Raw genomic sequence first — 24,568 nt, 5'->3', positions numbered from 1 at the left:
TCAGCCTCCGTACCCGTAGCGGGCGGCGCGGGACGCATCCGCGCGCTCGGCGAGGGCTGAAAGAACACGGTCGGCGAGCTGCACGAGCATGTGGATCTCGTTGTCGTCCCGGTCGATCCAGCGGTGGCAGGGCTCGGCGTCGACCGGCACGAAATCGCGGTGCTGCTCCCACACCAGGAGGGTGCGCTCGGCGCCGAGCACGTACTGCTGCCACCACACCTGCCGCAGGTAGCCGCGGGGGATCGAGCGCCACGGCGAGCTTGTCGTCTTGATCTCCGCCAGTTCGAGACGGGCGGATGTCACGGCGATCCCGTCTGGGGTGGCGAGGTGCACTCGGCTCGCCTCGGCGTGGAACAGTGCATCGCTCGGGGCGATGCCGAAGTTCGCCTGCACCCACGCGGCGATCTCTGGCTCTCGGCGGCGGCCGTGGTCCGTGAAGGGGTTGCCCGAGAAACGTGACCCGTGCCACTTGTCGTCGACGACTGCGCGCACCGAGCGCTCGGTCGCGAGCTTCGCGACATCCGTTGCGGTGATTCCGCGGCTACGGGCTCGAAGCCAGGCGACGCGGTCGCTCGAGCGGGCGAGGATGCGGGTGGTGTGCGGGGGTGCCGTGACTGCGGCGGGGGCCGGCTCGTCCCAGAGGGGGAGCATGGGCTGGGCGGTCGTCACCCCTCCATTGTCACGGATGCCTGCGACCTTCGCTCCCTACAGCGCGGTGTTTTCTGCTCAATGCGCCGCCTGAGAACGGCGCGTTGAGCAGAAAACACCGCGCTGTTGCGGTCTGCCTGCTTCCGTCATCGAGCCCGGGCTAGCCGTAGAGCCGAGCGCTCCCGATAGAGAGCCCACAGTCCGCTCATAGGAACCTCATAGCTCAGTGGAGATGATGGAACCATGCCTGAATCCCCACAGCCGCTCCAGCACGCCGATGGTTCTCCCGTGCGCGCCGTCGTCGTCGACGATGAGTCGACCCTTGCCGATCTCGTGACGATGGCCCTGCGCTACGAAGGGTGGGATGTGCGTTCGGCGGCAGATGGAGCCTCGGCGATCAAGCTCATCCGCGAGTTCGATCCCGACGTCGTCGTGCTCGACATCATGTTGCCCGATCTGGACGGTATCGAGGTGCTTCGGCGCACGAGGGCGAACGGCAACGACGTTCCCATCCTCTTCCTCACGGCGAAGGACGCCCTCGACGAGCGGATCGCTGGTCTCACGGCGGGCGGCGACGACTACGTCACCAAGCCGTTCAGTCTCGAGGAGGTCATCGCGCGACTCCGGGGGCTCATCCGGCGCTCGGCGCGACTCATCCCGAGCGCGGCCGACCCGATCCTGCGCGTCGGCGACCTCATGCTCAACGAGCTCAGCTATGAGGTGCGTCGAGGCGACCGCGCGATCGAGCTGACGGCGACCGAGTTCGAGCTCCTCCGCTTTCTCATGCGCAATCCCCGCACCGTCATGAGCAAGGCGCAGATCCTCGACCGGGTGTGGAACTACGATTTCGGCGGCCGCGCGAGCATCGTCGAGATCTACATCTCCTACCTGCGCAAGAAGATCGACGCGGGGGAGGAGCCGATGATCCACACGGTGCGGGGCGTTGGCTACATGATCAAGGCGCCGGAGTGATCGTGCGCCCGTCGACCTGGACACTGCGTCGACGCCTGGTCCTCGGCATCCTCGGCCTTCTCGCCGCGGCCAGCGTCATCGTCGGACTCGTGAGTGTGCTCGCCCTGCGGGGTTTCCTCATGGATCGACTGGATGCGCAACTCGCCTCGGCGACCGGTCGCACGCAGCTCGCGACGAACGGGCAGATGGGTGATGCCCCGGCTCCGGACGTTCCGGGGGGCGGTTTCGCGACACTGCGGTTCGGCGTGCAGGGGCCCTACACCGTGACGGGTGTCGTCGTGGGCGAGGCAGCGCGCGCCGGTGTCGTGACGGAGAGCGGCGACATCCAGTTCCTCGATGAGGAACGTTCGAACGCCCTGCTGGCGGTGCCCAGCACAGGTGAGCCGGTCACGGTCGACCTGGGCGGTGAGCTGGGCGAGTATCGCGCAGCGGGCGACGAGCTGCCCGGTGGGGTCGTCGTGGTCACGGCGCTGCCGCTCTCGGATGTCGACGACACGGTGAGCCAGCTCGTCTGGGTCGTCATCGCGGTCGCCCTGGCCGTGCTGGCGGCCGCCGCCCTCGCGGGTCGCGCGGTCGTACGGCTCGCCCTGCGTCCCCTCGAACGGGTCGCTGCCACCGCCTCCGCTGTCGCCGACCTGCCGCTCGCACGCGGCGAGGTCGACCTTGCCCACCGGGTCGGTGCCGCAGACGCCGACCCCGCGACGGAGGTCGGTCGGGTGGGCGCCGCCTTCAACCGGATGCTCGACCACGTCGCATCCGCGTTGGCAGCCCGTCAGGAGAGCGAGAACAAGGTGCGTCGTTTCGTCGCGGATGCGAGCCACGAGCTGCGGACGCCGCTCGCGTCGATCCGGGGGTACGCGGAGCTCACCCGGCGCGCGGGACACGATCTGCCGGACGACGTCGTGCATTCGCTCGGCCGCGTGGAGTCGGAGGCGGTGCGGATGACCTCCCTGGTGGAGGATCTGCTGCTGCTCGCCCGGCTCGACGAGGGACGCGATCTGGAGCGGCGCGAGGTCGACCTCTCCCGTCTGCTGATCGACGCCGTGAGCGACGCGACGGTCGCGGGGCCTGATCACGTGTGGTCGCTGGACCTCCCCGAGGAACCCGTGGCGGTGACGGGTGACGACGGGCGGCTTCGGCAGGTCGTCGCGAACCTGCTCGCCAATGCGCGCACCCACACGCCCGCCGGCACCGAGGTCACGGTCGGGCTCGCGGTGGAGTCTGACGCCGCCGTCATCACGGTCGCGGACGACGGGCCGGGCATCGCAGAGGACCTCGCGCCGCGACTCTTCGAGAGGTTTGCCCGCGGTGATTCCTCCAGGTCGCGCACGGCCGGCAGCACGGGGCTCGGCCTCGCGATCGTGCGGGCGGTCGTGGAGGGGCACGGGGGCACGGTCGTGGTCGAGAGCGTGCCGGGTTCGACCGTCTTCACGGTGCGCCTGCCCCGGGAGTGAGCCCGACGACGTGCGAGAATTGGGGCACCCGAACCGAGCGAAGGACCCGACGTGCTCAAGGCCCCTTGGCGTGGGCTCCCCCGTATCGCCCGCGTCATCCTCATGCTCTCCTTCGTCATGCCTGCGGGGCTGGAGCTCGCCCCCGCTGGGGTTCCCGAGCAGGTCGTGACGTACTTCGAGCGCGACCTCGTGCCGCAGCTCACCGAGCTCTACGCCCCCGGCGGCGACGGTGAGTCGGGCATCCGCTTCGATGACTCGGCCGAGGTCGGGCCGATCGTGCGACTTCACTCGTGGACGAGCGATTTCGTGACGGATGCCACGGCGGAACCGCCAGTCGAACTCAGCAACCAGTGGGTGGCGCCCGTGCTGGTCGGCGGCGCGAGTGTGGGCACGGCACTCGTGTGGATCAATCCGGGCGATGGTCGTCCCGAGCTGGCCGAGTTCTTCCCCGGTGCGGGGCTCGCCGCCGCCCTCGACGCCCTGCCCGCCGACGCGCAGCTCGTGCGTCATGCCGAGACGGAGTCGTGGTTCCTCGTCTCAGGGGGAGTGGCGCATCCCGTGCTGCCGGGCACGACCGGGCTCACGGAGCCGGTGCCCCTCGCTTCCGTGCCGCCCGCGCTGGTTCCTGCCGCAGGGGCGACGGGCGGGCCGGCCGCCGCGACTCTCATCCCGGCGGCCGTGCTCGTGCTGGCGCTCCTCGTGATCGGGGGCGTCGTGCTCCGTCCGCGTCGGCAGGCGAATGCTACGGCTTCAGCACGACCTTGATACAGCCGTCCTCCTTCTTCTGGAACGTCTCGTAGAGGGCCGGCGCCTCCTCGAGCGGCACGGTGTGGGTCGCGAGGTCCATGACGCCGAGCGGGTCCTCCGGGTCCTCCACGAGTGGGAGGAGGGTGGGCACCCAACGATGCACATTGCACTGCCCCATCCGAATGGTGACCTGCTTGTCGAAGAGGGTCTTCATGGGCAGGATGTCGGCGTCGCCGGCGTATACGCCGCTGAGGGAGACGGTGCCGCCGCGGCGCACAACGTCGAAGGCGAGGTAGAGGGCCGCGGTGCGGTCCATGCCCATCTTGTCCATCATGGGGCGGCCGATCGCGTCGGGCAGGAGCGTGACAGCCTGCTGCACGACGCCGATCGCGGTGCTGCCGTGCGCCTCCATGCCGACGGCGTCGATGACGCTGTCGGGCCCGCGGCCGAGCGTGCGCTCGCGCAGCTCCGCCGTGATCGTGTCGGTGAGGTCGAAGGTCTGCACGCCGTGGCGCTCCGCGAGGGCGCGCCGCTCGGGCACGGGGTCCACCGCGAGCACCTCGTAGCCGCGGTACTTCGCGACGCGGGCGGCGAACTGACCGACGGGGCCGAGCCCCAGCACGACGACCGTGCCGCCCTCAGGCACCTGCGCGTACTCGACCCCCTGCCACGCGGTCGGCAGGATGTCCGTGAGATAGAGGTAGCGCTCATCGGGCAGGTCGCGTCCCACGACGATCGCGTTGGAGTCGGCGAGCTCGACCCTGAGCTTTTCGGCCTGACCGCCCGGCACCTGCCCGTAGAGCTTGGTGTATCCGTAGAGTCGCGCCCCCGTCTCATGCTCACGAACCTGCGTCGTCTCGCACTGCGTCGTCAGGCCGAGGGCGCACATGTGGCACACGCCGCACGCGATGGGGAAGGGGATGATGACACGGTCGCCCACCGAGATGCGGGTGACCTCGGAACCGACCTCGATGACCTCGCCCATCGTCTCGTGGCCGAGGATGTCGCCCTTGTCGATGAAGGCACCGAAGAGCTCGTAGAGGTGCAGGTCGGAGCCACAGATGGCGGCAGAGGTCACACGGATGATCGCGTCGGTGGGTTCGACGATGCGCGGGTCGGGCACCTCCTCGACGCTCACGTTCCTCTTGCCCTGATAGGTCAGTGCCTTCATCACGTCCTCCTCTTCGCAGGGCACGGATGCCCGTGGTCGCGGTCACCGTACCCACGACTTGCTGGCAGGCGGGTGTGCATCCCACGACTGAGCATTTGCCTCCCGTCGCGCATTCGCCTATCCTTGTCGGAGCCAAAGACCGCTGGTCATCCGCGCGTGCGCGCACGGATCTAAAACCCGCTCTCGAGCCATTCGCTCTGGAAAAGGGGCCCGCGCAGGTGTGTGAAGTCTGATATCGGAAGCCTGAGGTTTCCGCTCTCCAGCTCCGTGCGCTTGCGCCGGAGCTTTTTTCGTGGGCCCGTGGTCTGGTCCAGTGCCTCTGGGCGCTGTGTGCATCACCGCACGACAATGCACCATCGAAATTTGAGGAGCCACATGGCGAACAAGGAAGCTTCGGTCGCCGAGCTCACGGATCTCTTCCGTGACTCGACCGCCGTACTGCTCACCGAGTACCGCGGGCTCACGGTCGCGCAGCTCAAGCAGCTGCGCAGAAGCATCCGTGAGGACGCGTCTTACGCCGTGGTGAAGAACACGCTGACCAAGATCGCCGCGAACCAGGCAGGCATCTCGTCCTTCGATGACGAGCTGACCGGCCCCTCGGCGATCGCTTTCGTACACGGTGACCCGGTCGCCGTCGCGAAGGGTCTGCGCGACTTCGCCAAGGCGAACCCTCAGCTGGTCATCAAGGGGGGTTACTTCGACGGTAACCCGCTGAGTGCCGCCGAGGTCACCAAGCTGGCCGAACTCGAGTCGCGGGAGGTGCTGCTGGGCAAGCTCGCCGGCGCCTTCAAGGCTTCGCTGTTCGGTGCCGCCTACATGTTCAACGCGCCTCTCGCGCAGGCGGTTCGCACCGTCGACGCGCTGCGCGACAAGCAGGAGTCCGCGAGCTAGTCACCCTCTGGGGTGCTGGCGACACGGCTATCAGAAGTACACACAAGGAGAAAAACAATGGCAAAGCTTTCCAGCGACGAGCTGATCGAGGCCTTCAAGGAGCTCACGCTCATCGAGCTCAGCGACTTCGTGAAGAAGTTCGAGGAGGTCTTCGAGGTCACGGCTGCTGCCCCCGTCGCGGTTGCGGCTGCGGGCGGTGCCGCGGGTGGCGCGGGTGCGCCGGCCGAGGCTGAGGAGGAGAAGGACTCGTACGACGTCGTCCTCACGGCCGCCGGTGACAAGAAGATCCAGGTCATCAAGGAGGTGCGTGCGCTCACGAGCCTCGGCCTTGGTGAGGCGAAGGCCGTCGTCGACGGTGCTCCCGCCAACGTCCTCGAGGGCGTCAACAAGGAGACCGCCGAGAAGGCGAAGGCGCAGCTTGAAGAGGCCGGCGCCACCGTCGAGCTCAAGTAGTCTCGCGCGCGGGATCCCCGCGCACACATGAGGAACGCCCTCGGTCATCGACCGGGGGCGTTCTTTCGTCTCGGGGGTGGTTGCTGGCCGCGTCAGCTCTCCGCGGCGAAGCGCCGACGCAGGCGGGTCGTGACGACGATGCCGCCGCTTGCGAGCAGGAGAGCCGCGAAGGCGGCGAGGGCCGCGAGCTCGCCCGGCCCCGTGACGGGAAGCGTCGGTAGCTGCTGGGCGGGAGCGGTCTCCTCATCGTCGAGCGGGAGGGTGGGCAGCACGCCTCCGCCGGCGACGCAGGGGACGACATCCGCGAGGTCAACCGTTTCGGCCTCGACGCTGCCGCCGGGTTCGAGCCGGAGGACTGCGGCGTAGCTCGCGGGGGCCTCGAGGTTCTCGAAGATGACCTCGTCCTCCGTCACGCCCGTGATCGACCGGGTGGCGACGGGCTGGCCGTCGGCGTCGAGCAGCACCACCTCATACTCCTCGCCTGCGTCGAGTCCCGAGACGGAGACCGACACGGTGGGGGTCGAGACATCGCTCGAGCAGTCGACGGGCGTGATGACGAGTCGCGGCGTGGAGACGGGGGGCAGCGGCTCCTCGGGTTCGACGGGGGGCTCGGGCTCGACGGGCGGGGCCGCGGGGGCGCAGTCGAGCGCGGTCACGGTCGAGGAGAGGGCCGTGGTGCTGCCTGTTGCTTCGACTTCGGCCCTATAGTCGCCGGGGGCGAGGTCGGGGAAGGCTGCGGAGGCGCTGCCCGAGGGGGCTGTACCCTGCGCCGTCGCGACGACGGTGGAGCCTGAGAAGAGGCGGATCGTGTACGCCGCGCCGTTCGGCAGCCCCGTGACGGTCGCGGTCATATCGGTGGTCGAACTGTCCGCATACTCGCACGCGGCAGCGACGAGATTGATCTCGGGCGTCACGGGCGGCTGGGGTGCGGGTCGTTCACAGTCGCCCTTGAAGTCGTAGGGGCTGATGTAGGCGGAGCGGGGGCGGTCGGTGACATTGCCCTTGGCCCAGTGGCCCACGACCGTGAGCGTCTTGCCGATGGGCCTGTCGACCGTCTCGGTGACCGTGAGTGTCTCCCCGGCACCGATCTTGGTGCCGACAGGCACGATGTCCTGGTTCGACTCGATGATCGTCTCGCTCTTGTACTGCTCGGAGTTGGTGATCGTCCACGTGATGGTCCACGTGTAGTCGATGCACGCGGCGGAGACCCGGACGGTGTTGTGGTGGGCGAGGGCTGCGCCGGCGGGGGAGAGCACGGCGAGACCGGCGGCGGCGAGAAGGGTTGCGAGGGCAAGCGCGAAGGCACGCCGAAGTCGCATGAATTCGGGTTTCATGGTCGTTCCTATTCGGGGTAATAGCGAACCACCCTGCGGCACGGGGGATGCCGACTGTCGGGAGAGGCGGGACGCAGTTCACATGAAACCACCCAAACGGGGGGTATGTAAAGCGCATGTGGAGAACTGCGGCGACGCGAATGCCCGTGGTGCCGACATCCGCTCATCTGCGCGTTGTCGACCGCAAACGCTTGCATAGCCGCGATCGCTGACGTAGCGTCACAATGAGTACCCCTGGATGGGGGTGCGCCGCGGTTCGCGCGTGCACACATCCCAGCACCTGCGACCTCAACGAGGAGGAATCGAATGTTCACAGCACTTCGTCATCGCGGACTCGCCGCGGTGGCCGTGGCCGGCGCGGCCGGCCTTGTCCTCGCCGGATGCTCTGGAGGCGACGGGGGAGGCGGCGGCGACGTCGACTGCTCCGACTACGAGCAGTACGGCACCTTCGAAGACGCGAGCGTCGAGGTCTACGCCACCATCATCGACGTCGAGGCCGACCAGCTGGTCGAGTCGTGGATGGACTTCGAGGACTGCACCGGCATCACGATCGACTACGTCGGCACGCAGGAGGCCGAGACCCAGATCAACGTGCGCGTCGCGGCGGGCGACGCCCCCGACATCATGATCGTCCCGCAGCCCGGACTCCTGCAGCGACTCATCGGCGATGGGGCCGTCGTGCCCGCCTCCGCCGAGGTCGAGGCCAACGTCGACGAGTTCTGGTCGGAGTCGTGGAAGGGCTACGGCTCGGTCGACGGCGAGTTCTACGCGGCACCCCTCATGGCGAGCGTCAAGGGTTACATCTGGTACTCCCCGGCCGACTTCGAGGAGAACGGCTACGAGGTGCCGGAGACCTGGGACGAGCTCATGGACCTCACGGAGGAGATGGCTGAGAACACGACGGCCACCTACCGCCCCTGGTGCGTGGGCTTCGGCTCGGGCGACGCAACCGGATGGCCGGGCACAGACTGGATCGAGGACCTCGTGCTGCGTATGCACGGCCCCGAGGCATACGACCAGTGGGTTGCGGGCGAGCTGGAGTTCTCCTCGCCCGAGATCCAGGAGGCCTTCGACGCGGCGGGAGAGATCCTGCGCAACCCTGACTACGTCAACGGTGGCTTCGGTGGCGTCGAGTCGATCAACTCGACGACATTCCAGGACGCGGGCCTTGCGATCCTCGACGGCAACTGCTCCCTGCACCACCAGGCCTCCTTCTACGAGGCCCAGTGGGGCGAGGATGTCGAGGTGGCCGAGGACGGCGACGTGTGGGCCTTCCTGACCCCCAAGGTCGACCCGGATGCCGGTGACTCGGTGACGGGCGGCGGCGAGTTCGTCGCGGCGTTCAACGACGACCCCGCGACGGATGCCGTGCAGCAGTTCCTCTCGAGCGACACGTGGGCGAACATCCGCGTCGGTCTCGGCGGTGTCATCAGTGCCAACAACGGCGTCGACCCCTCCGTCGCCGGCAGCGAGATCGGCGCCCAGTCGATGGAGATCCTGCAGGGCGAGGACACCGTCTTCCGCTTCGACGGCTCCGACCTCATGCCCGCCGCCGTGGGCACGAGCTCCTTCTGGGAGGGGATGGTCAACTGGATCGGTGGCGACAGCACCGAGGCGGTCACCTCGCGCATCGACGCGAGCTTCCCCTGATAGTGCGGTGACACGAGGTCGTCGGCCCGCGGAATCGATCCCCGCGGGCCGGCGGCCCCCGCACACCCTGTTCTGCGGCGCCGCGACCCGATAGAGCGCGGCGCCCACCGAGACGAGGAGCAAGTCATGGGCGCAGGTCCCGTGGGAGCGCAGCTCGCCGAGTTCGTACACGCCGTTCTCCCGGCGGCACGACGCGGCGATTTCTGGGGTCCAACCTTCGAGAAGTTCGGCGTGCTGATCATCGGCGTCGCGGCATTCGCGGCCGTCATCGGCCTTGTTCTCTTCTTCGCCGATCGCACGCCGAAGAGAATCCGCGACGTCGTGCAGCTCACGGTCTTCGTGGCGCCGGCGCTGCTCCTCTTGCTGATCGGTCTCGTCTATCCCGCCGTACAGACCATTTACCTCGCCTTCACCGACCGCCAGGGCGAGTGGGTCGGCATCGACAACTTCGTGTGGATGTTCACGCAGCAGGAGATCCTGCGCGTGCTCGGCAACACGCTCGTCTGGGTGCTCCTCGTGCCCGCCCTCTCGACCGCGATCGGACTCGCCTACGCCGTCTTCATCGACAAGTCAGCGGGCGAGAAGGTACTCAAGTCGCTCGTCTTCCTCCCCATGGCGATCTCCTTTGTCGGGGCAGGCATCATCTGGCGCTTCATGTACGAGTACCGGGCGGAGGGCTACGAGCAGATCGGCCTGCTCAACCAGATCATCGTCTGGTTCGGCGGGGAGCCCCACCAGTTCCTCATCGAGTCGCCCTGGAACACCTTCTTTCTCATCCTCGTCATGATCTGGATCCAGACCGGTTTCGCGATGGTGCTGCTCTCGGCCGCCATCAAGGCGGTGCCCGCCGAGATCATCGAGGCCTCCCGTCTCGACGGCGCGAACGCGTGGCAGCAGTTCTGGAACGTCACGGTTCCGGGCATCCGCAGCACCCTCGTGGTCGTCGTGACGACCATCACGATCGCAACCCTCAAGGTCTTCGACATCGTCCGCACCATGACAGGTGGCAACTACGGCACGAGCGTGGTCGCCAACGAGATGTACACGCAGGCCTTCAACCGCGCCGAATGGGGCCAGGGCGCCGCGCTCGCGGTCGTGCTGTTCATCATGGTGCTGCCGATCATCATCTACAACGTGCGAGTCATGCGAAAGCAGAGGGAGATCCGATGAGCACCACGAGCGCCCCCTCCGAAGCGGTCCTCGACTCGCCGCTCAACTCCAAGCGCCGGCAGCGGCGGCGGCGTCCCGACGGGGCGGCCGACCGGGCCAAGAAGACCCTCACCTCGAAGTGGGCGACGGCGGGCGCGATCATCATCGCGGTGCTGTGGACCATCCCCACGGCGGGCCTCTTCATCACCTCCTTCCGTCCGGAGGAGGAGATCGAGGGCTCCGGTTGGTGGACGATCTTCAGCAACTGGGGCTTCACCTTCGACAACTACATCGAGGTCCTCACGACGACGGGCGCGTCATCAGCGAACCTGGGGTCGTATTTCATCAACTCGATCGTCGTCGCGATCCCCGCCACGCTCTTCCCGCTCGTGCTGGCGTCACTCGCGGCCTACGCCTTCGCGTGGATCAAGTTCCGCTTCAGCGCCGCGATCTTCATCGGGGTCTTCGCGCTGCAGATCGTGCCACTGCAGATGGCCCTCATCCCGCTCCTGCAGATCTTCTCGGGCGTGCTCGGCATCAGCGGCACCTTCCCGGCGGTGTGGATCGCGCACACGATCTTCGGCCTGCCGCTCGCGATCTTCCTGCTGCACAACTTCATCGCCGAGATCCCGCGCGACGTGATCGAGGCGGCCCGGGTCGACGGGGCCAACCACTTCCAGACCTTCTTCCGCATCGTGTTGCCGCTCGCGATGCCCGCGCTCGCGAGCTTCGCGATTTTCCAGTTCCTGTGGGTCTGGAACGACCTGCTGGTCGCCCTCGTCTTCTCCGGTGGCGGTGTGGATGTCGCGCCTCTGACGCAGCGGCTCGCTGAGCTTTCCGGCAACTACGGTCGCAATGTGCACCGGCTCCCCGCCGCCGCATTCATCTCGATCATCGTGCCCCTCATCGTGTTCTTCAGCCTGCAGCGATACTTCGTGCGAGGGCTCCTGGCGGGCTCGACGAAGGGCTGACGCAGACCCGCCGCCGGCGGGTGGAATACCGCGGCCCCGGCACCGGTTAGTGTGTGCTGATGAGCGCAGGCGGGCACCCACCCCAGGTGGGACGGTTCGGGAAGCAGCGCACCCGGATCTCGAGCGCCGACCCCGAGGCGCAACGCCGCGAAAACGCCGAGGCGCCGCACATCCCGCACCTGCTTCGGCGCATCGGTGAACTCTTCGCCCCGCACCGGCGCACCCTTACGCTGACGATCGCGCTCGTGCTGCTGGGAGCCGGCATCAGTGTCGTCCCGCCCCTGCTGACGCAGGAGGCGTTCGACCGTGGGCTCTTCCCCGAGGAGGGCGGCCCCAACGTGCCGGTGCTCCTCGAACTCGTCGGCATCATGATCGCCCTGTGGGTGGCATCCGCAGCTCTCGGCGTGTGGCAGACGTGGCTTACCGCATCCGTCGGCAACCGGGTCATGGGCGAGCTGCGCATCCGCCTCTTCGAGCACCTGCAGCGCATGGAGCTCGGCTTCTTCACCCGCACGAGGACCGGGGCCATCCAGTCACGACTGCAGAACGACGTCGGCGGCGTCGCTGGCGTACTCAGCAACACGGTCTCAAGCGTCATCGGCAACACCGTCACGGTCGTCGCCGCCGTCATCGCGATGCTGTTGCTCAGCTGGCAGATGACGGTCGTGACCCTCCTGATCATGCCCGCGCTCGTGCTCGCGCAGCGGCGCATCGGCATCATCCGCGCCCGCATCGCCGCCGCGACCCAGGAGTCGCTGAGCAACCTGACCGCCATTACGCAGGAGGCACTCAGCGTGAGCGGCATCCTGCTCTCCAAGAGCTTCACGCGGCAGGGTGCTGAGGTCGAGCGCTACACCGACGAGAACCATCGCCAGATCGACCTGCAGGTGCGGCAGACCATGAGCGGGCAGTGGTTCTTCGCGACCGTGCAGGTGTTCCTCTCCATCATCCCCGCCATCATCTACCTCGTCGCGGCGTGGCTCATCTTGCGCGACGTGCCCGTGACTGCGGGCACGGTCGTCGCCTTCACAACCGTGCAGGCGCGCCTCATGTGGCCGCTCATGGGTCTGCTGCGTGTCGCCCTCGACCTGCAGACCTCCTCCGCGCTCTTCGCCCGCATCTTCGAGTACCTCGACCTCACGCCCTCCATCTCCGACAGTCCAGACGCGCGCCCGGTGCCCGCCGAGCAGCTGGGGCGCATCGACTTCGAGGGGGTGAGTTTCCGCTATCCGGGGGCGACGGATGCGGCACCCGCGACCCTCAACGACGTCAGCTTCACAATCGAGCCGGGGCAGTATGCGGCGTTCGTCGGACCCTCGGGGGCGGGCAAGACGACCGTGTCCTACCTGGTGCCGCGCCTTTATGAGGCGAGCGAAGGAACCGTGCGCTTCGCGGGCGTCGACGTGCGCGACCTGCAGGGCGAAGATCTCATGCGGCACATCGGCATCGTGAGCCAGGAGACCTATCTCTTCCACGCGACGATCGCCGAGAACCTGCGCTACGCCAAACCGGATGCCACGTCACAGGAACTCGAGGAGGCGGCCCGCAAGGCGCACATCCACGAGACCATCATGTCGTTCCCCGACGGTTACGAGACGGTCGTGGGGGAGCGCGGCTACCGGCTGAGCGGCGGCGAGAAGCAGCGCGTCGCGATCGCACGGGTGCTGCTCAAGGACCCCGCCGTGCTGATCCTCGACGAGGCGACGAGTGCCCTCGACAGCGTCTCGGAGCGGCTCGTGCAGGCGGCGCTCGACGAGGCCGCGAGCGGACGCACGACCATCGCGATCGCCCACCGGCTCTCCACCGTCGCGGCGGCCGACGTCATCCTCGTCGTCGAGCGCGGCCGGGTCGTCGAGCGGGGCCGCCACGAGGACCTGCTGGCCCTGGACGGGCTGTATGCGCGGCTGTACCGCCGGCAGGCGGCGACCGCGTAGCATCCGCCCCCCGTCTGGGGGCTCCCCGCAGGCGCCGGCGAGGCGCCATCATGAGGGCAGGGAAGCGCCCGAACGCCTCCCGGTGGTCCAGACAACAGCAGTACCCGAACCCGAACCCCGAGCCCGAGCGCCACCCGAAAAGGCGCGAAGGCAACGCTTACCCGAAACGAGCACAGTCATGTCTGTCGCCACCCTGCAGCCGACCTATTCAGCCGTCCCCGCCGCGCCCGCGCCCACGCTTGAGTGCCCCTCGTGTGGCTCGTCGATGGCGCTCACGCCGAACCCCTACTTCGGTACGGGCCTCGCGCAGCACCGGACGCTCGCCCTGTGCAACGGATGCCACCACATCGCGTTCGTCGCCGAGGCCGAGCAGCCGCAGCCCGAGCCGGGCGTCGCGAAGCGCATGCTTTCGCTGTTCTCGCGCCGCTGAGCAGCGCGGGCGCTTAGCTATGCGCCGAGACTGCACAAACGGGCCACTCCCCGAGAGGAATGGCCCGCGTGTGCAGTCTCGTGAACCTGATCGTCAGCGGCGCTCGGCCAGAAGCTCCTCCATGAGGGCGATCTCCTTCTCCTGCACCGCGACGAGGCCGCTCGCGAGTTGCCGCACGACACGGTTGTCGCTGCGGTCGAGCACCGCCTGCGCCATCTCGACGCCACCCTCGTGGTGCGCGATCATGAGCTCAAGGTAGTAGGCCTCCGCCTCGACGCCCGTGAGGGATTCGAGCTCGGCCATCTGCTCGGCGGTCGCGAGTCCCGGCATGAGCTCGCCCGGCGCGTGGGCGGTGTCGCCCTCGCCGTGATCGTGCCCGGCTCCGTCGAGCGTGGGCCGAGACATCCACGTCATGGAGGGCTCGGATGCCGCCTGGGGAAGCCCCCACACCTCAAGCCACCCGAACATCTGGCCGGCCTGCTGCTGCTGGGCGGTCGCGATGTCGTAGGCGAGTGTCGCGATCTCGCGGTCCTCGGTGTTCTCGCGCACGATGAACGACATCCGCACGGCCTGATTGTGGTGCACCTGCATGTCCCTCGCGAAGCCAGCCTCGGCGCTCGTCGTCGAGGGTGTGCTCTCGCTGGGTGCGGCGAAGTACCCCACCCCGAAGGCGAGCGCGGCGAGCAGCGCTCCGCCCAGGATGATCGCGACGATGAGCCTCGTCGACATCCGTGGCGGGGCAGCGTCAGGCGAGCTTGCCGGGTCCATCGATCGCCCCGTCGCAGCGCGCGCCGGGCTCGGGCACGTCGCCGGACTGCCAGTACTTCTCGATGAAGTCACCCAGTCGCTCGTCATCGACGCCGTCGAGCATGACCTGGGCACCCCAGGCGGAGGCCACGACGGGTGCCTCGAGGCCTTCGATGGGGGAGAGGATGATGTAGCTGCCGGGGAGCGAGTCGCGCAGCGTCTCGAGATCGTCGCCCGCAACATCCTCGGGGTTGTAGGTGACCCAGACGGCGCCGTGCTCGAGCGCGTGGACCGCGTTCTCCTCCGTCTGCGGCTCCTCATAGATGCCGCAGTTGAGCCAGTACTGGTTGTGGCTGCCGCCTGCGGGAGGGGTCATCCCGTAGAGCGCCTCATAGTCGACATCCTCATTCGTGTGCGTATAGTCGATGTCGCTCCACGTCTCGAGCCCGGCAATGTCGATCGACTCTGGGTCCCGGGCGGGCGTGCTGCTCGTCACGACGATCGTCACGATGAGGGCGACCACGGCGACGGCCGCCACCGAGCTGAGGGAAATGGCGATGATGCGGTTGCGCTTGGCGCGGGCCTGCTGCTTCTTGAAGGCCTCGACCTTGGCGAGCCGGCGCTGTTCGCGCTCCTGCTTGACGGTCAGCTTTTTGGCTGCGGGAGGAACGGGGGCCTCCCCGCCAGGGTTCTTCGGGTCGCGTGGTGACACGGCTGTGGTCCTGTCGGTCGATCGGCAGTGGAGGGCCATGGTGCGGTGGCCCAAGGACGAGCTTAACGAGGCATCCCTAGGGAGAACGTGTGTGTGGCACCGTAATTCCGTGCCGCTCGGCCCCCGTCCGGGGTGCAAGCCCGGGGCAACATCCGGATGCCGCTGGTAGATTGGCTCAACCATGAAGTATGCAGACACCGTCCTCGATCTGGTCGGGAACACTCCCCTCGTCAAGCTCAACAGGGTCACGGAGGGGATTTCCGCGACGGTGCTCGTCAAGGTCGAGTACCTCAACCCCGGAGGCTCGTCGAAGGACCGCATCGCCGCCAAGATCATCGACGCGGCGGAGGAGTCCGGCGACCTGAAGCCCGGCGGCACGATCGTCGAACCGACTTCGGGCAACACGGGGGTGGGGCTCGCGCTGGTCGCGCAGCAGCGCGGCTATCGCTGCGTCTTCGTCTGCCCCGACAAGGTGGGAGAGGACAAGCGCAATGTGCTGAGGGCATACGGCGCCGAGGTCGTCGTGACCCCCACTGCAGTAGCTCCCGACAGCCCCGAGTCCTACTACTCGGTGTCGGACCGGCTCGCGCGGGAGATCCCCGGGGCCTTCAAGCCCAACCAGTACCAGAACCTCAACGGGCCCCTCAGCCACTACGAGACGACCGGCCCCGAGATCTGGCGCGACACGGAGGGCCGCGTGACGGCCTTTGTGGCGGGGGTCGGCACGGGCGGAACCATCAGCGGCACGGGCAAGTACCTCAAGGAGGTCTCCGACGGCGCCGTGCGCGTCATCGGCTCCGACCCCGAGGGCTCCGTCTACTCGGGGGGCACGGGGCGCCCCTATCTCGTCGAGGGTGTGGGTGAGGATTTCTGGCCGGGCGCCTACGACCCGAGCGTTGTCGACGACATCATCATGGTGACGGATGCCGACGCCTTCGACATGACCCGGCGCCTCGCCCTCGAGGAGGGCCTGCTGGTGGGCGGGTCGAGCGGCATGGCGGTGGTCTCGGCGCTCGAGGCAGCGAAGTCGATGGGGCCGGATGACGTCGTCGTCGTTCTTCTGCCCGACGGCGGCCGTGGCTATCTCGGCAAGCTGTTCAACGACCATTGGATCAACAGTCACGGGTTCGGTGCGCCGGGTGACGGCAGCGACCGACGCGTGCATGACGTGTTCACGGGCTCTGCGGAGGACCTGCCTCACTTGCGTCTCGAGAACACTGTGCGGGAAGCCGTCAACCTCCTGACCGGTCACACCTACACCGCCCTCCCCGTGCTCTCGGCAGAGCCGCCCGTCGTGCTGGGAGAGGTCGTCGGCAGTGTCTCGGAGAACATCCTCGTCGACGCCCTCCTCACCTCTTCGGCGAGCCTGGAGGACCCGATCTCCAAGATCATGGGTCCGCCGCTCGCCCTGGTCGGCGTGTGCGAGACGCTCGACGAGGTGGAGTCCCGGCTCGTGTCGCAGGGCACCCTCCTCGTGCTCGACAAGGGCAAGCCCGTCGGGCTGCTCGGGCGGCGCAGCCTGCTCGCGCACTTCTCCGTCTGACCACAGATCTCCCGTCCGAAGGGCAGCACCATGAGCGACTTCAGCACCCGCGCCATCCATTCCGGCCAGGACTTCGACCCCGCCACGGGCGCCGTCGTGCCGCCGATCTACATGACCTCGACCTTCGTGCAGGACGGCATCGGCGGGCTCCGGGGCGGCTATGAGTATGCGCGAGCGGCCAACCCCACGCGCGACTCGCTTCAGGAGCTTCTCGCCTCCCTCGAGGGCGGCAGCCACGCCTTCAGCTTCGCCTCCGGCCTCGCGGCCGAGGATGCGCTGCTGCGCGCCGCCCTGAAGCCCGGCGACCACATCCTGATGGGCAATGACGTCTACGGCGGAACGCACCGTCTGGTCAACCGCGTGCACGCCCCGTGGGGCGTGGAGCTCTCGACCGTCGAGATGAGCGACGCGGATGCCGTGCGCGCCGCGATCCGGCCGAACACGCGCATCCTGTGGCTCGAGACGCCGAGCAACCCGCTCATGAAGATCACGGACATCGCGCAACTCGCACAGATGGGTCACGAGGCCGGCGCGATCGTCGTCGTCGACAACACCTTCGCGACCCCCTACCTGCAGCAGCCGCTCGCCCTCGGCGCCGATGTCGTGGTGCACTCCACGACGAAGTATCTCGGCGGGCATTCGGATGTGCTCGGCGGGGCCGTCATCCTGAGCGATGAGGAGCTCGCGGAGAAGGTCGGCTTCGTGCAGTTCGGCGTCGGCGCTGTGTCGTCGCCCATGGAAGCATGGCTTACGGTGCGCGGCATCAAGACGCTCGCGGTGCGGATGGACCGCCACTCCTCCAATGCGCACACGATCGCGGCGACCCTCGAGCACCACGCCGCGATCGAGCGCGTGTTCTACCCGGGCCTTGAGTCGCATCCGGGCCACGAGGTCGCCGCCCGCCAGATGAGCGACTTCGGCGGGATGCTCTCGCTCGCGCTGAAGGGCGGACCGGATGCCGCGAAGAAGGTCGCCGAGGGCACTGAGGTGTTCCAGCTCGCGGAATCCCTCGGCGGGGTCGAGTCGCTCATCGGCTACCCCTCCGAGATGACGCACGCCTCCGTCAAGGGCACTGAGCTCGCGGTGCCGGAGAACGTCATCCGTCTCTCGGTGGGGATCGAGGGCATCGACGACCTGCTGGCGGACATCACAGCAGCGCTCGACCACGTGTAGTGGCTCGCCCCGCTCTGGGGTCGGAGCACCGGGCACGGGGACGTGCATAATGGATGCGTCCCGCAGAATGTGACCGTACACATCACGACAGGCCTGATGCTCCATGGAACCAGAGAAGGTTCGCGCCCCGAATATCCGGGACGTCGCGAGGCTGGCCGGGGTCTCCTATCAGACCGTGTCGCGGGTGCTCAACGACTCGCCCAATATCCGCCCCAGCACTCGGGAGCGCGTGCGGCAGGTCATTGACGAGCTCGGCTATCAGCCGAATCAGGCGGCGCGTGCGCTCGTCACGAATCGCAGCCGCACGATCGGCGTGCTCTCGGGAGACACGGCGCACTACGGGCCCACCACGAGTGTTCACGCGATCGAGGTCGCCGCGCGGCAGTCCGGTTACCGGGTGATGATCACCAACACCGCGAGCGACTACGACTCGATTCGTAGCGGGCTCGACTTCCTGCGCGTGCAGGCGGTCGAGGCGATCGTCATCATCGCGCCGCAGGTGCGGGTCTTCGACGCGATCGCCGACATCGGGCTCACGATTCCCTTCGTGACCCTCGATTCGACGCGGCGCGATACAAGTCACAGCATGTCGGTCGACCAGTTCGCGGGAGGGCGGCTCGCGACCCGGCACCTGATTGATCTCGGACATCGCGAGATCGAGCACATCGCGGGGCCTAGGGACTGGATCGAGGCGGATGCTCGCATGCGGGGTTTCCTGCACGAGATCAACGAGGCCGAGCTCAACACGAGACCGCCCATACTCGGCGACTGGACCGCAGACTTCGGTTACCACGCGGGGAGAGAGATGCTGCGGCATCCGGATTTCTCGGCGGTCTTCTGCGCGAACGACCAGATGGCGCTCGGCCTCATCCACGCCCTCCACGAAGGGGGGATGCGGGTGCCCCAGGATGTGAGCGTCGTCGGCTTCGACGACATTCCCGACGCCGCATACTTTTGGCCACCGCTCACGACTGTGCGCCAGGACTTCGCGGAGATCGGGCGGCGCTCGCTTGCGATCATCCTCGACGAGCTCAGGGGGTCGACGGGCGCGAGCCACGAACAGATCGCGCCTGAGTTGGTGGTGCGTGGTTCTACGGCTCCGGCCTGACGCGGGATGTGGAAGGTCACTTTCGGTGCATCCCGAGGGCATATCGTGCACCTTTTGACCTCTCGCGACAGAGGCAGGGTGGCCGCGGATGCTGCTCGATCACGATTTCCTCTCGGCGTTGACATCGATTGTGGGATTGGGGGTACGATTGCGGCTGATGTGAACGGTCACACGAACGGTCACATTTCCGCGGCGACGCGCAACCCGACGCCGCGATATCCGCCCCCATCGCTTGAGCGATGAAAGGCGAGGCCGATCAGCCCCAGACGAAGGAGTCGCCGCCCGTGAGTGCACCCGAGAGTCGCGCAGCCGAAACGCGTAACGGAGAGCGCTATGTCATCGGGGTCGACTTCGGAACCCTGAGCGGCCGCGCGGTGGTTGTGCGTGTCTCGGACGGCGAGGAGCTGGCGAGCGCGACCCTCGAGTATCCGCACGCGGTCATGGACACGACGCTCGCGGCGACAGGCGAGAAGCTTCCTCCGGAGTGGGCGCTGCAGGTGCCCTCCGACTACGTCGACGTCATCAAGAGTGCCGTGCCCGAGGCCGTCGCGAAGGCGGGCATCGACCCGGCGTCCGTCATCGGAATCGGCACCGATTTCACCGCCTGCACCATGGTGCCGACGATCGCCGACGGCACGCCCCTCAACGAGGTCGAGGGCTTCGAGTCTCGCCCCCACGCCTACGTCAAGCTCTGGAAGCACCACGCCGCCCAGGGGCAGGCCGACCGCATCAACGAGCTCGCTGCCGAGCGCGGTGAGACGTGGCTCGGCCGCTACGGCGGACTCATCTCGAGCGAGTGGGAGTTCGCGAAGGGCCTCCAGCTGCTCGAGGAGGATCCCGAACTCTACGAGCGCATGGAGCACTGGGTCGAGGCGGCCGACTGGATCGTCTGGCAGCTCACGGGTCGCTACGTGCGCAATGCGTGCACGGCCGGCTACAAGGGCATCCTGCAGGATGGCGAGTACCCCAGCCGCGACTTCCTCGCGGCCCTCAACCCCGATTTCGCGGGCTTCGTTGACGAGAAGGTTGCGCACGAGATCGGCCAGCTGGGGGATGCCGCGGGCACTCTGAGTGCGCAGGCGGCCGAGTGGACGGGCCTGCCTGAGGGCATTGCGGTGGCAGTCGGCAACGTCGACGCCCACGTCTGCGCCCCCGCCGCCAAGGCGGTCGATCCCGGCCAGATGCTCGCCATCATGGGCACGAGCACCTGCCACGTCATGAACTCGGATGCCCTCACCGAGGTCCCCGGCATGTGCGGAGTCGTCGACGGCGGCATCCTCAAAGGCCTCTACGGCTATGAGGCTGGGCAGTCGGGTGTCGGCGACATCTTCGCGTGGTACGTGAAGAACCAGGTGCCGGGGGAGTATCACGAGGCGGCGCGCGAGCGCGGGCTGAGCATCCACCAGTATCTGACGGAGCTTTCACAGGACCAGCCGGTCGGCGGGCACGGCCTCGTCGCGCTGGACTGGCACTCGGGAAACCGCTCGGTGCTCGTCGACCACGAGCTGAGCGGCCTCGTGCTCGGCGCGACCCTGACGACGCGCCCCGAGGACGTCTACCGCGCCCTCCTCGAGGCGACGGCCTTCGGAACGCGCAAGATCGTCGAGACCTTCAATGCGAGCGGCGTGCCGGTCACGGAGTTCTTCGTCGCGGGCGGGCTGCTCAAGAACGCCTTCCTCATGCAGACCTACAGCGACGTGCTGCGGATGCCCCTCTCGACGATCGCGAGCGAGCAGGGGCCTGCTCTGGGTTCCGCCATCCATGCGGCCGTCGCGGCGGGCGCCTACCCCGATGTGCGCTCGGCGGGCGAGGCGATGGGACGCGTTCACCGCAACGTCTACACGCCCAACGAGGCGGCGGCAGACGCCTACGACGCCCTCTACGCCGACTACTCCGAGTTGCACGATTACTTCGGTCGCGGTGCCAACGACGTCATGAAGCGGCTCAAGTCGCGGCGCCGCACTGCGCTCTCGGCCCCCACCGACACGGTGGATGCCTCGGAGCGGGAGGTGCACGCATGACGACCTTCAGCCCCGAGATCGAATCGGCCATCGAGGCGGTGCGCGCGGATGTCGCGAGCCTCCACTCGGAGCTCACCCGCTACAACCTCGTGGTGTGGACGGGCGGCAACGTGAGCGGCCGCGTGCCCGGCGCCGAGCTATTCGTCATCAAGCCGAGCGGTGTCGACTACGACGACCTCGCGCCCGAGAACATGATCCTCTGCGACCTCGACGGCAACGTCATCCCTGACACCGCCGGATGCGAGCGGAGCCCCTCGAGCGACACGGCCGCGCACGCCTACGTCTACCGCAACATGCCCGAGGTCGGGGGAGTTGTGCACACCCACTCGACCTACGCGACGGCGTGGGCCGCGCGCGGCGAGTCCATCCCCTGCGTCATCACGGCGATGGCCGACGAGTTCGGCGGCGAGATCCCCGTGGGCCCCTTCGCGATCATCGGCGATGACTCGATCGGCCGCGGCATCGTCGCGACCCTGCAGGGTCACCGTTCGCGCGCCGTGCTCATGCAGAACCACGGCCCCTTCACGATCGGCAAGAACGCCCGCGACGCCGTCAAGGCCGCCGTCATGGTCGAGGATGTCGCGCGCACCGTGCACATCGCCCGCCAGGCCGGCGAGCTCATCCCGATCCCGCAGGAGGCGATCGACTCGCTCTTCGACCGCTACCAGAACGTCTACGGCCAGAAGCCCGAAGGAGCACTGAAGTAATGCCCAAGCTCACCACCTCGCTCGACCACTACGAGGTCTGGTTCGTCACCGGCAGCCAGAACCTCTACGGCGAGGAGACCCTGCAGCAGGTGGCCGAGCAGTCGCGCGCCATCGCGGAGGCGCTGGACGCGGCATCCGAGGTGCCCGTCAAGGTCGTGTGGAAGCCCGTGCTCAAGGAGAGCGACTCGATCCGCCGCCTCGCGCTTGATGTCAACGCGGCCGACAACGTCATCGGCGTCATGGCCTGGATGCACACCTTCAGCCCCGCCAAGATGTGGATCGCGGGCCTCGACGCCCTGCGCAAGCCGCTCCTGCACCTGCACACGCAGGCCAACGTCGAGCTGCCGTGGGGCGAGATCGACTTCGACTTCATGAACCTCAACCAGGCCGCCCACGGCGACCGGGAGTTCGGCTACATCCAGACCCGACTCGGTGTCGCCCGCAAGACGGTCGTCGGCCACGTCAGCAACCCGGATGTCACGGCGCAGGTCGCCACCTGGCAGCGGGCCGCGGCGGGCTGGGCCGCCACCCACACCCTCAAGCTCGCCCGCTTCGGCGACAACATGCGCTACGTCGCCGTCACGGAGGGCGACAAGACCGAGGCGGAGCTGCGCTTCGGGGTGCAGGTCAACACGTGGGGCGTCAACGAGCTCGCGGAGGCGGTGGATGCGGCATCCGCTTCTGACATCGACGCGCTCGTCGCCGAGTACGAGGAGCTGTACAACGTCGTGTCCGAACTGCGCAAGGGCGGCGAGCGGCACGAGTCGCTGCGCGACGGTGCGGCAATCGAGTTGGGCCTGCGCTCCTTCCTTGAGGAGGGCGGCTTCGGCGCCTTCACGACAAGCTTCGAAGACCTGGGCGCGCTCAAGCAACTGCCGGGCCTCGCGGTGCAGCGCCTCATGGCAGAGGGCTACGGCTTCGGCGCGGAGGGCGACTGGAAGACCGCGATCCTCGTGCGCACTGCCAACGTCATGGGAGCGGGCCTCCCGGGCGGCGCCTCCCTGATGGAGGACTACACCTACCACCTCACGCCCGGCGACGAGAAGATTCTCGGCGCCCACATGCTCGAGGTGAGCCCCTCGCTTACGAGCGAGAAGCCGAGCCTCGAGATCCACCCGCTCGGCATCGGCGGCAAGGAGGACCCCGTGCGGCTCGTCTTCACGGCGGACCCCGGCCCCGCCGTCGTTGTCGCCATGAGCGACATGCGCGACCGCTTCAGAATCGTGGCAAATGTCGTCGAGAACGTGGCCCTCGACGAACCTATGCCCAACCTTCCCGTGGGCCGCGCACTGTGGAAGCCCGCGCCCGACTTCGCGACTTCCGCAGCTGCGTGGCTCACGGCCGGGGCCGCCCACCACACGGTCATGACGACCGCCGTGGGTGTCGACGTGTTCCGGGACTTCGCCGAGATGGCGGGCACCGAGCTGCTTGTGATCGACGAGCAGACGACCCTCAGGGACTTCCAGCGTGAGGTGCGCTGGAATGCCGCCTACTATCGCCTCGCGCAAGGCCTCTGAGGCCCGCGCCCAGCACTTGCACCATGACCTCAACCACAACGAAAGGAAACACAGTGAAGACACACAAGTTGCTCACCGGCATTGCCGCCGGAAGCGCGCTCGTTCTCGCGCTGGCTGGATGCTCCGGTGACCGCACTGGCGGCGGCGACGGTGACACCGAGGGCGCCATCGTCGGCGTCTCGATGCCCACCCAGACCTCGGAGCGGTGGATCGCGGATGGCGCGAACGTCGAGGCCGAGCTCGAGGAGCGCGGCTACACGGTCGACCTCCAGTTCGCCAACGACGACATCCCCACGCAGCTGTCGCAGATCGAGAACATGATCTCCGGTGGTGCTGAGGCCCTCATCATCGCGGCGATCGACGGCACCGCCCTGACCGAGGTGCTCGAGCAGGCGGCCTCGCAGGACATCCCCGTGATCTCCTACGACCGCCTCATCCTCGGCTCGGAGAACGTGGACTACTACACGACCTTCGACAACTTCGAGGTTGGGGTGCAGCAGGGCACCTCGCTCCTGACGGGCATGGGCATCCTCGACGAGAACGGCGAGGACACGGGAGCCACCGGCCCCTTCAACGTCGAGCTCTTCGCGGGCAGCCCCGACGACAACAACGCGACCTTCTTCTGGGACGGTGCGATGTCGGTGCTCCAGCCCTACATGGACAGCGGCGTCATCACGGTGCCCTCGGGCCAGACGGCGTTCGACCAGGCGGCCATCCTCCGTTGGGACCCGGCCACCGCGCAGGACCGCATGGATGACCTGCTCACCATCATCGGTGACACCCCCATCCACGGCGTGCTCTCGCCCTACGACGGCCTCTCGATCGGCATCATCTCGGCCCTCACGGCTGGCGGCTACTCCTCAAGCGAGCTGCCCATCGTGACCGGTCAGGACGCCGAGGAGGGCTCGGTCAAGTCCATCATCGCGGGCGAGCAGTACTCCACGATCTTCAAGGACACGCGTCTGCTCGGTGAGCAGGCCGTCGAGATGGTCGACGCCGTTCTCAACGGCGAGGAGCCCGAGGTCAACGACACCGAGACGTACGACAACGGCGAGAAGATCGTGCCGTCGTACCTGCTCGAGTCGCAGATCGTGACCGCCGAGAACTACGAGGAAGTTCTCATCGAGAGCGGCTACTACGAAGAGGGAACCTTCGAGTAGAACTCACTCCCGCTCGGTGGGGCGCAGGCATCTGCGCCCCACCGAGCACCCCCAACCACACCACAAGAAGAAGAGG

The 24,568-nt window shown here is 67.7% G+C and carries 22 protein-coding genes; 17 read left to right on the top strand and 5 right to left on the bottom strand.

Annotated elements, in window-relative coordinates; all coding sequences use genetic code 11:
* Window positions 1-651, bottom strand: coding sequence for a YqaJ viral recombinase family protein (locus OH146_RS05585; RefSeq protein WP_265160673.1), 651 nt, complete (start codon window positions 649-651; stop codon window positions 1-3).
* 240 nt (window positions 652-891) lie between these two features.
* Between OH146_RS05585 and OH146_RS05580 the strand changes: the two genes are divergently transcribed.
* The 3 genes from OH146_RS05580 to OH146_RS05570 are packed head-to-tail and all read left to right on the top strand — an operon-like array spanning window position 892 to window position 3,839.
* On the top strand, window positions 892-1,620 hold the full coding sequence (locus OH146_RS05580; protein WP_265158249.1) for a response regulator transcription factor: 729 nt from the start codon (window positions 892-894) through the stop codon (window positions 1,618-1,620).
* Complete coding sequence (locus tag OH146_RS05575; RefSeq protein WP_265158247.1) at window positions 1,617-3,074, top strand: sensor histidine kinase; 1,458 nt, start codon at window positions 1,617-1,619, stop codon at window positions 3,072-3,074. The genes OH146_RS05580 and OH146_RS05575 overlap by 4 nt, the downstream gene beginning before the upstream one ends.
* A 51-nt stretch (window positions 3,075-3,125) precedes the next feature.
* The gene (locus OH146_RS05570; protein ID WP_265158245.1) at window positions 3,126-3,839 is read left to right on the top strand and encodes a hypothetical protein; all 714 of its coding nucleotides are present in this window, start codon (window positions 3,126-3,128) and stop codon (window positions 3,837-3,839) included.
* Here OH146_RS05570 and OH146_RS05565 read toward each other — a convergent pair.
* A complete protein-coding gene (locus OH146_RS05565) occupies window positions 3,817-4,992 on the bottom strand; it encodes an alcohol dehydrogenase catalytic domain-containing protein (protein WP_265158242.1) in 1,176 nt (391 codons plus the stop codon). The two genes, OH146_RS05570 and OH146_RS05565, sit on opposite strands and share 23 nt — an antisense overlap.
* 375 nt (window positions 4,993-5,367) lie before the next feature.
* On the opposite strand from OH146_RS05565, the gene rplJ reads away from it, so the two are divergent.
* Window positions 5,368-5,883: a 50S ribosomal protein L10 gene (rplJ, locus tag OH146_RS05560; protein ID WP_265158240.1), complete on the top strand. Its 516-nt coding sequence runs from the start codon at window positions 5,368-5,370 to the stop codon at window positions 5,881-5,883.
* A gap of 57 nt (window positions 5,884-5,940) precedes the next feature.
* A complete protein-coding gene (gene rplL, locus OH146_RS05555) occupies window positions 5,941-6,336 on the top strand; it encodes a 50S ribosomal protein L7/L12 (protein WP_265158238.1) in 396 nt (131 codons plus the stop codon).
* Window positions 6,337-6,428: 92 nt separating this feature from the next.
* On the opposite strand, the gene OH146_RS05550 is transcribed toward rplL, so the two are convergent.
* Entirely contained in the window at window positions 6,429-7,670 is a 1,242-nt protein-coding gene (locus tag OH146_RS05550; RefSeq protein ID WP_265158236.1) for an Ig-like domain-containing protein, read from the bottom strand.
* A gap of 306 nt (window positions 7,671-7,976) precedes the next feature.
* On the opposite strand from OH146_RS05550, the gene OH146_RS05545 reads away from it, so the two are divergent.
* The 5 genes from OH146_RS05545 to OH146_RS05525 all read left to right on the top strand — a co-directional run bounded on the left by OH146_RS05545 (window position 7,977) and on the right by OH146_RS05525 (window position 13,804).
* Complete coding sequence (locus OH146_RS05545; RefSeq protein ID WP_265158234.1) at window positions 7,977-9,320, top strand: ABC transporter substrate-binding protein; 1,344 nt, start codon at window positions 7,977-7,979, stop codon at window positions 9,318-9,320.
* Between the two features lie 126 nt (window positions 9,321-9,446).
* Window positions 9,447-10,490: a carbohydrate ABC transporter permease gene (locus OH146_RS05540; RefSeq protein WP_265158232.1), complete on the top strand. Its 1,044-nt coding sequence runs from the start codon at window positions 9,447-9,449 to the stop codon at window positions 10,488-10,490.
* Window positions 10,487-11,440 (top strand): carbohydrate ABC transporter permease, encoded by a 954-nt coding sequence (locus OH146_RS05535; protein WP_265158230.1) that lies wholly within the window; start codon window positions 10,487-10,489, stop codon window positions 11,438-11,440. Before OH146_RS05540 ends, OH146_RS05535 begins: the two co-directional genes overlap by 4 nt.
* Window positions 11,441-11,499: 59 nt before the next feature.
* Entirely contained in the window at window positions 11,500-13,374 is a 1,875-nt protein-coding gene (locus OH146_RS05530) for an ABC transporter ATP-binding protein (RefSeq protein ID WP_265158228.1), read from the top strand.
* 178 nt (window positions 13,375-13,552) lie between these two features.
* Window positions 13,553-13,804, top strand: a complete 252-nt coding sequence (locus tag OH146_RS05525; protein WP_265158226.1) for a hypothetical protein — start codon at window positions 13,553-13,555, stop codon at window positions 13,802-13,804.
* 93 nt (window positions 13,805-13,897) lie between these two features.
* Here OH146_RS05525 and OH146_RS05520 read toward each other — a convergent pair whose 3' ends face one another.
* Both OH146_RS05520 and OH146_RS05515 read right to left on the bottom strand, forming a co-directional pair.
* Complete coding sequence (locus tag OH146_RS05520; RefSeq protein WP_265158224.1) at window positions 13,898-14,533, bottom strand: DUF305 domain-containing protein; 636 nt, start codon at window positions 14,531-14,533, stop codon at window positions 13,898-13,900.
* 16 nt (window positions 14,534-14,549) lie between these two features.
* Window positions 14,550-15,263 carry a thioredoxin-like domain-containing protein gene (locus tag OH146_RS05515; protein WP_265158222.1) on the bottom strand — a complete coding sequence of 238 codons (714 nt, stop codon included), beginning with the start codon at window positions 15,261-15,263 and terminating at the stop codon, window positions 14,550-14,552.
* A 181-nt stretch (window positions 15,264-15,444) separates the two neighbouring features.
* Here OH146_RS05515 and OH146_RS05510 point away from each other — a divergent pair, with 181 nt between their 5' ends.
* From OH146_RS05510 to chvE, 7 genes are all read left to right on the top strand, one after another.
* Window positions 15,445-16,806, top strand: coding sequence for a cystathionine beta-synthase (locus OH146_RS05510; protein ID WP_265158220.1), 1,362 nt, complete (start codon window positions 15,445-15,447; stop codon window positions 16,804-16,806).
* Between the two features lie 30 nt (window positions 16,807-16,836).
* Entirely contained in the window at window positions 16,837-17,979 is a 1,143-nt protein-coding gene (locus OH146_RS05505) for a cystathionine gamma-synthase (protein WP_265158218.1), read from the top strand.
* Between the two features lie 103 nt (window positions 17,980-18,082).
* Window positions 18,083-19,087: a LacI family DNA-binding transcriptional regulator gene (locus tag OH146_RS05500; RefSeq protein WP_265158216.1), complete on the top strand. Its 1,005-nt coding sequence runs from the start codon at window positions 18,083-18,085 to the stop codon at window positions 19,085-19,087.
* Window positions 19,088-19,326: 239 nt separating this feature from the next.
* Window positions 19,327-21,108 (top strand): ribulokinase, encoded by a 1,782-nt coding sequence (gene araB, locus OH146_RS05495; RefSeq protein WP_372508462.1) that lies wholly within the window; start codon window positions 19,327-19,329, stop codon window positions 21,106-21,108.
* Window positions 21,105-21,815 (top strand): L-ribulose-5-phosphate 4-epimerase, encoded by a 711-nt coding sequence (locus tag OH146_RS05490; protein ID WP_265158213.1) that lies wholly within the window; start codon window positions 21,105-21,107, stop codon window positions 21,813-21,815. The genes araB and OH146_RS05490 overlap by 4 nt, the downstream gene beginning before the upstream one ends.
* Entirely contained in the window at window positions 21,815-23,332 is a 1,518-nt protein-coding gene (araA, locus tag OH146_RS05485) for an L-arabinose isomerase (RefSeq protein ID WP_265158210.1), read from the top strand. Before OH146_RS05490 ends, araA begins: the two co-directional genes overlap by 1 nt.
* A gap of 53 nt (window positions 23,333-23,385) precedes the next feature.
* On the top strand, window positions 23,386-24,492 hold the full coding sequence (chvE, locus tag OH146_RS05480; RefSeq protein WP_372508460.1) for a multiple monosaccharide ABC transporter substrate-binding protein: 1,107 nt from the start codon (window positions 23,386-23,388) through the stop codon (window positions 24,490-24,492).
* The last annotated feature ends 76 nt before the right edge of the window (window positions 24,493-24,568 follow it).

The organism is Homoserinimonas sedimenticola (assembly GCF_026094475.1).
GTDB classification, from domain to species: Bacteria; Actinomycetota; Actinomycetes; order Actinomycetales; family Microbacteriaceae; genus Homoserinimonas; species Homoserinimonas sedimenticola.
This window is presented reverse-complemented; position numbering and strand designations above follow the sequence as displayed.

Coding starts and splice junctions, on each gene's coding strand:
- OH146_RS05540 (WP_265158232.1), top strand. CDS start 9,447: ATGGGCGCAGGTCCCGTGGGAGCGCAGCTCGCCGAGTTCGTACACGCC.
- OH146_RS05550 (WP_265158236.1), bottom strand. CDS start 7,670: ATGAAACCCGAATTCATGCGACTTCGGCGTGCCTTCGCGCTTGCCCTC.
- rplL (WP_265158238.1), top strand. CDS start 5,941: ATGGCAAAGCTTTCCAGCGACGAGCTGATCGAGGCCTTCAAGGAGCTC.
- OH146_RS05490 (WP_265158213.1), top strand. CDS start 21,105: ATGACGACCTTCAGCCCCGAGATCGAATCGGCCATCGAGGCGGTGCGC.
- araA (WP_265158210.1), top strand. CDS start 21,815: ATGCCCAAGCTCACCACCTCGCTCGACCACTACGAGGTCTGGTTCGTC.
- OH146_RS05525 (WP_265158226.1), top strand. CDS start 13,553: ATGTCTGTCGCCACCCTGCAGCCGACCTATTCAGCCGTCCCCGCCGCG.
- OH146_RS05565 (WP_265158242.1), bottom strand. CDS start 4,992: ATGAAGGCACTGACCTATCAGGGCAAGAGGAACGTGAGCGTCGAGGAG.
- OH146_RS05510 (WP_265158220.1), top strand. CDS start 15,445: ATGAAGTATGCAGACACCGTCCTCGATCTGGTCGGGAACACTCCCCTC.
- OH146_RS05500 (WP_265158216.1), top strand. CDS start 18,083: ATGGAACCAGAGAAGGTTCGCGCCCCGAATATCCGGGACGTCGCGAGG.
- araB (WP_372508462.1), top strand. CDS start 19,327: ATGAAAGGCGAGGCCGATCAGCCCCAGACGAAGGAGTCGCCGCCCGTG.
- OH146_RS05580 (WP_265158249.1), top strand. CDS start 892: ATGCCTGAATCCCCACAGCCGCTCCAGCACGCCGATGGTTCTCCCGTG.
- OH146_RS05535 (WP_265158230.1), top strand. CDS start 10,487: ATGAGCACCACGAGCGCCCCCTCCGAAGCGGTCCTCGACTCGCCGCTC.
- rplJ (WP_265158240.1), top strand. CDS start 5,368: ATGGCGAACAAGGAAGCTTCGGTCGCCGAGCTCACGGATCTCTTCCGT.
- OH146_RS05585 (WP_265160673.1), bottom strand. CDS start 651: ATGCTCCCCCTCTGGGACGAGCCGGCCCCCGCCGCAGTCACGGCACCC.
- OH146_RS05530 (WP_265158228.1), top strand. CDS start 11,500: ATGAGCGCAGGCGGGCACCCACCCCAGGTGGGACGGTTCGGGAAGCAG.
- OH146_RS05545 (WP_265158234.1), top strand. CDS start 7,977: ATGTTCACAGCACTTCGTCATCGCGGACTCGCCGCGGTGGCCGTGGCC.
- OH146_RS05520 (WP_265158224.1), bottom strand. CDS start 14,533: ATGTCGACGAGGCTCATCGTCGCGATCATCCTGGGCGGAGCGCTGCTC.
- OH146_RS05505 (WP_265158218.1), top strand. CDS start 16,837: ATGAGCGACTTCAGCACCCGCGCCATCCATTCCGGCCAGGACTTCGAC.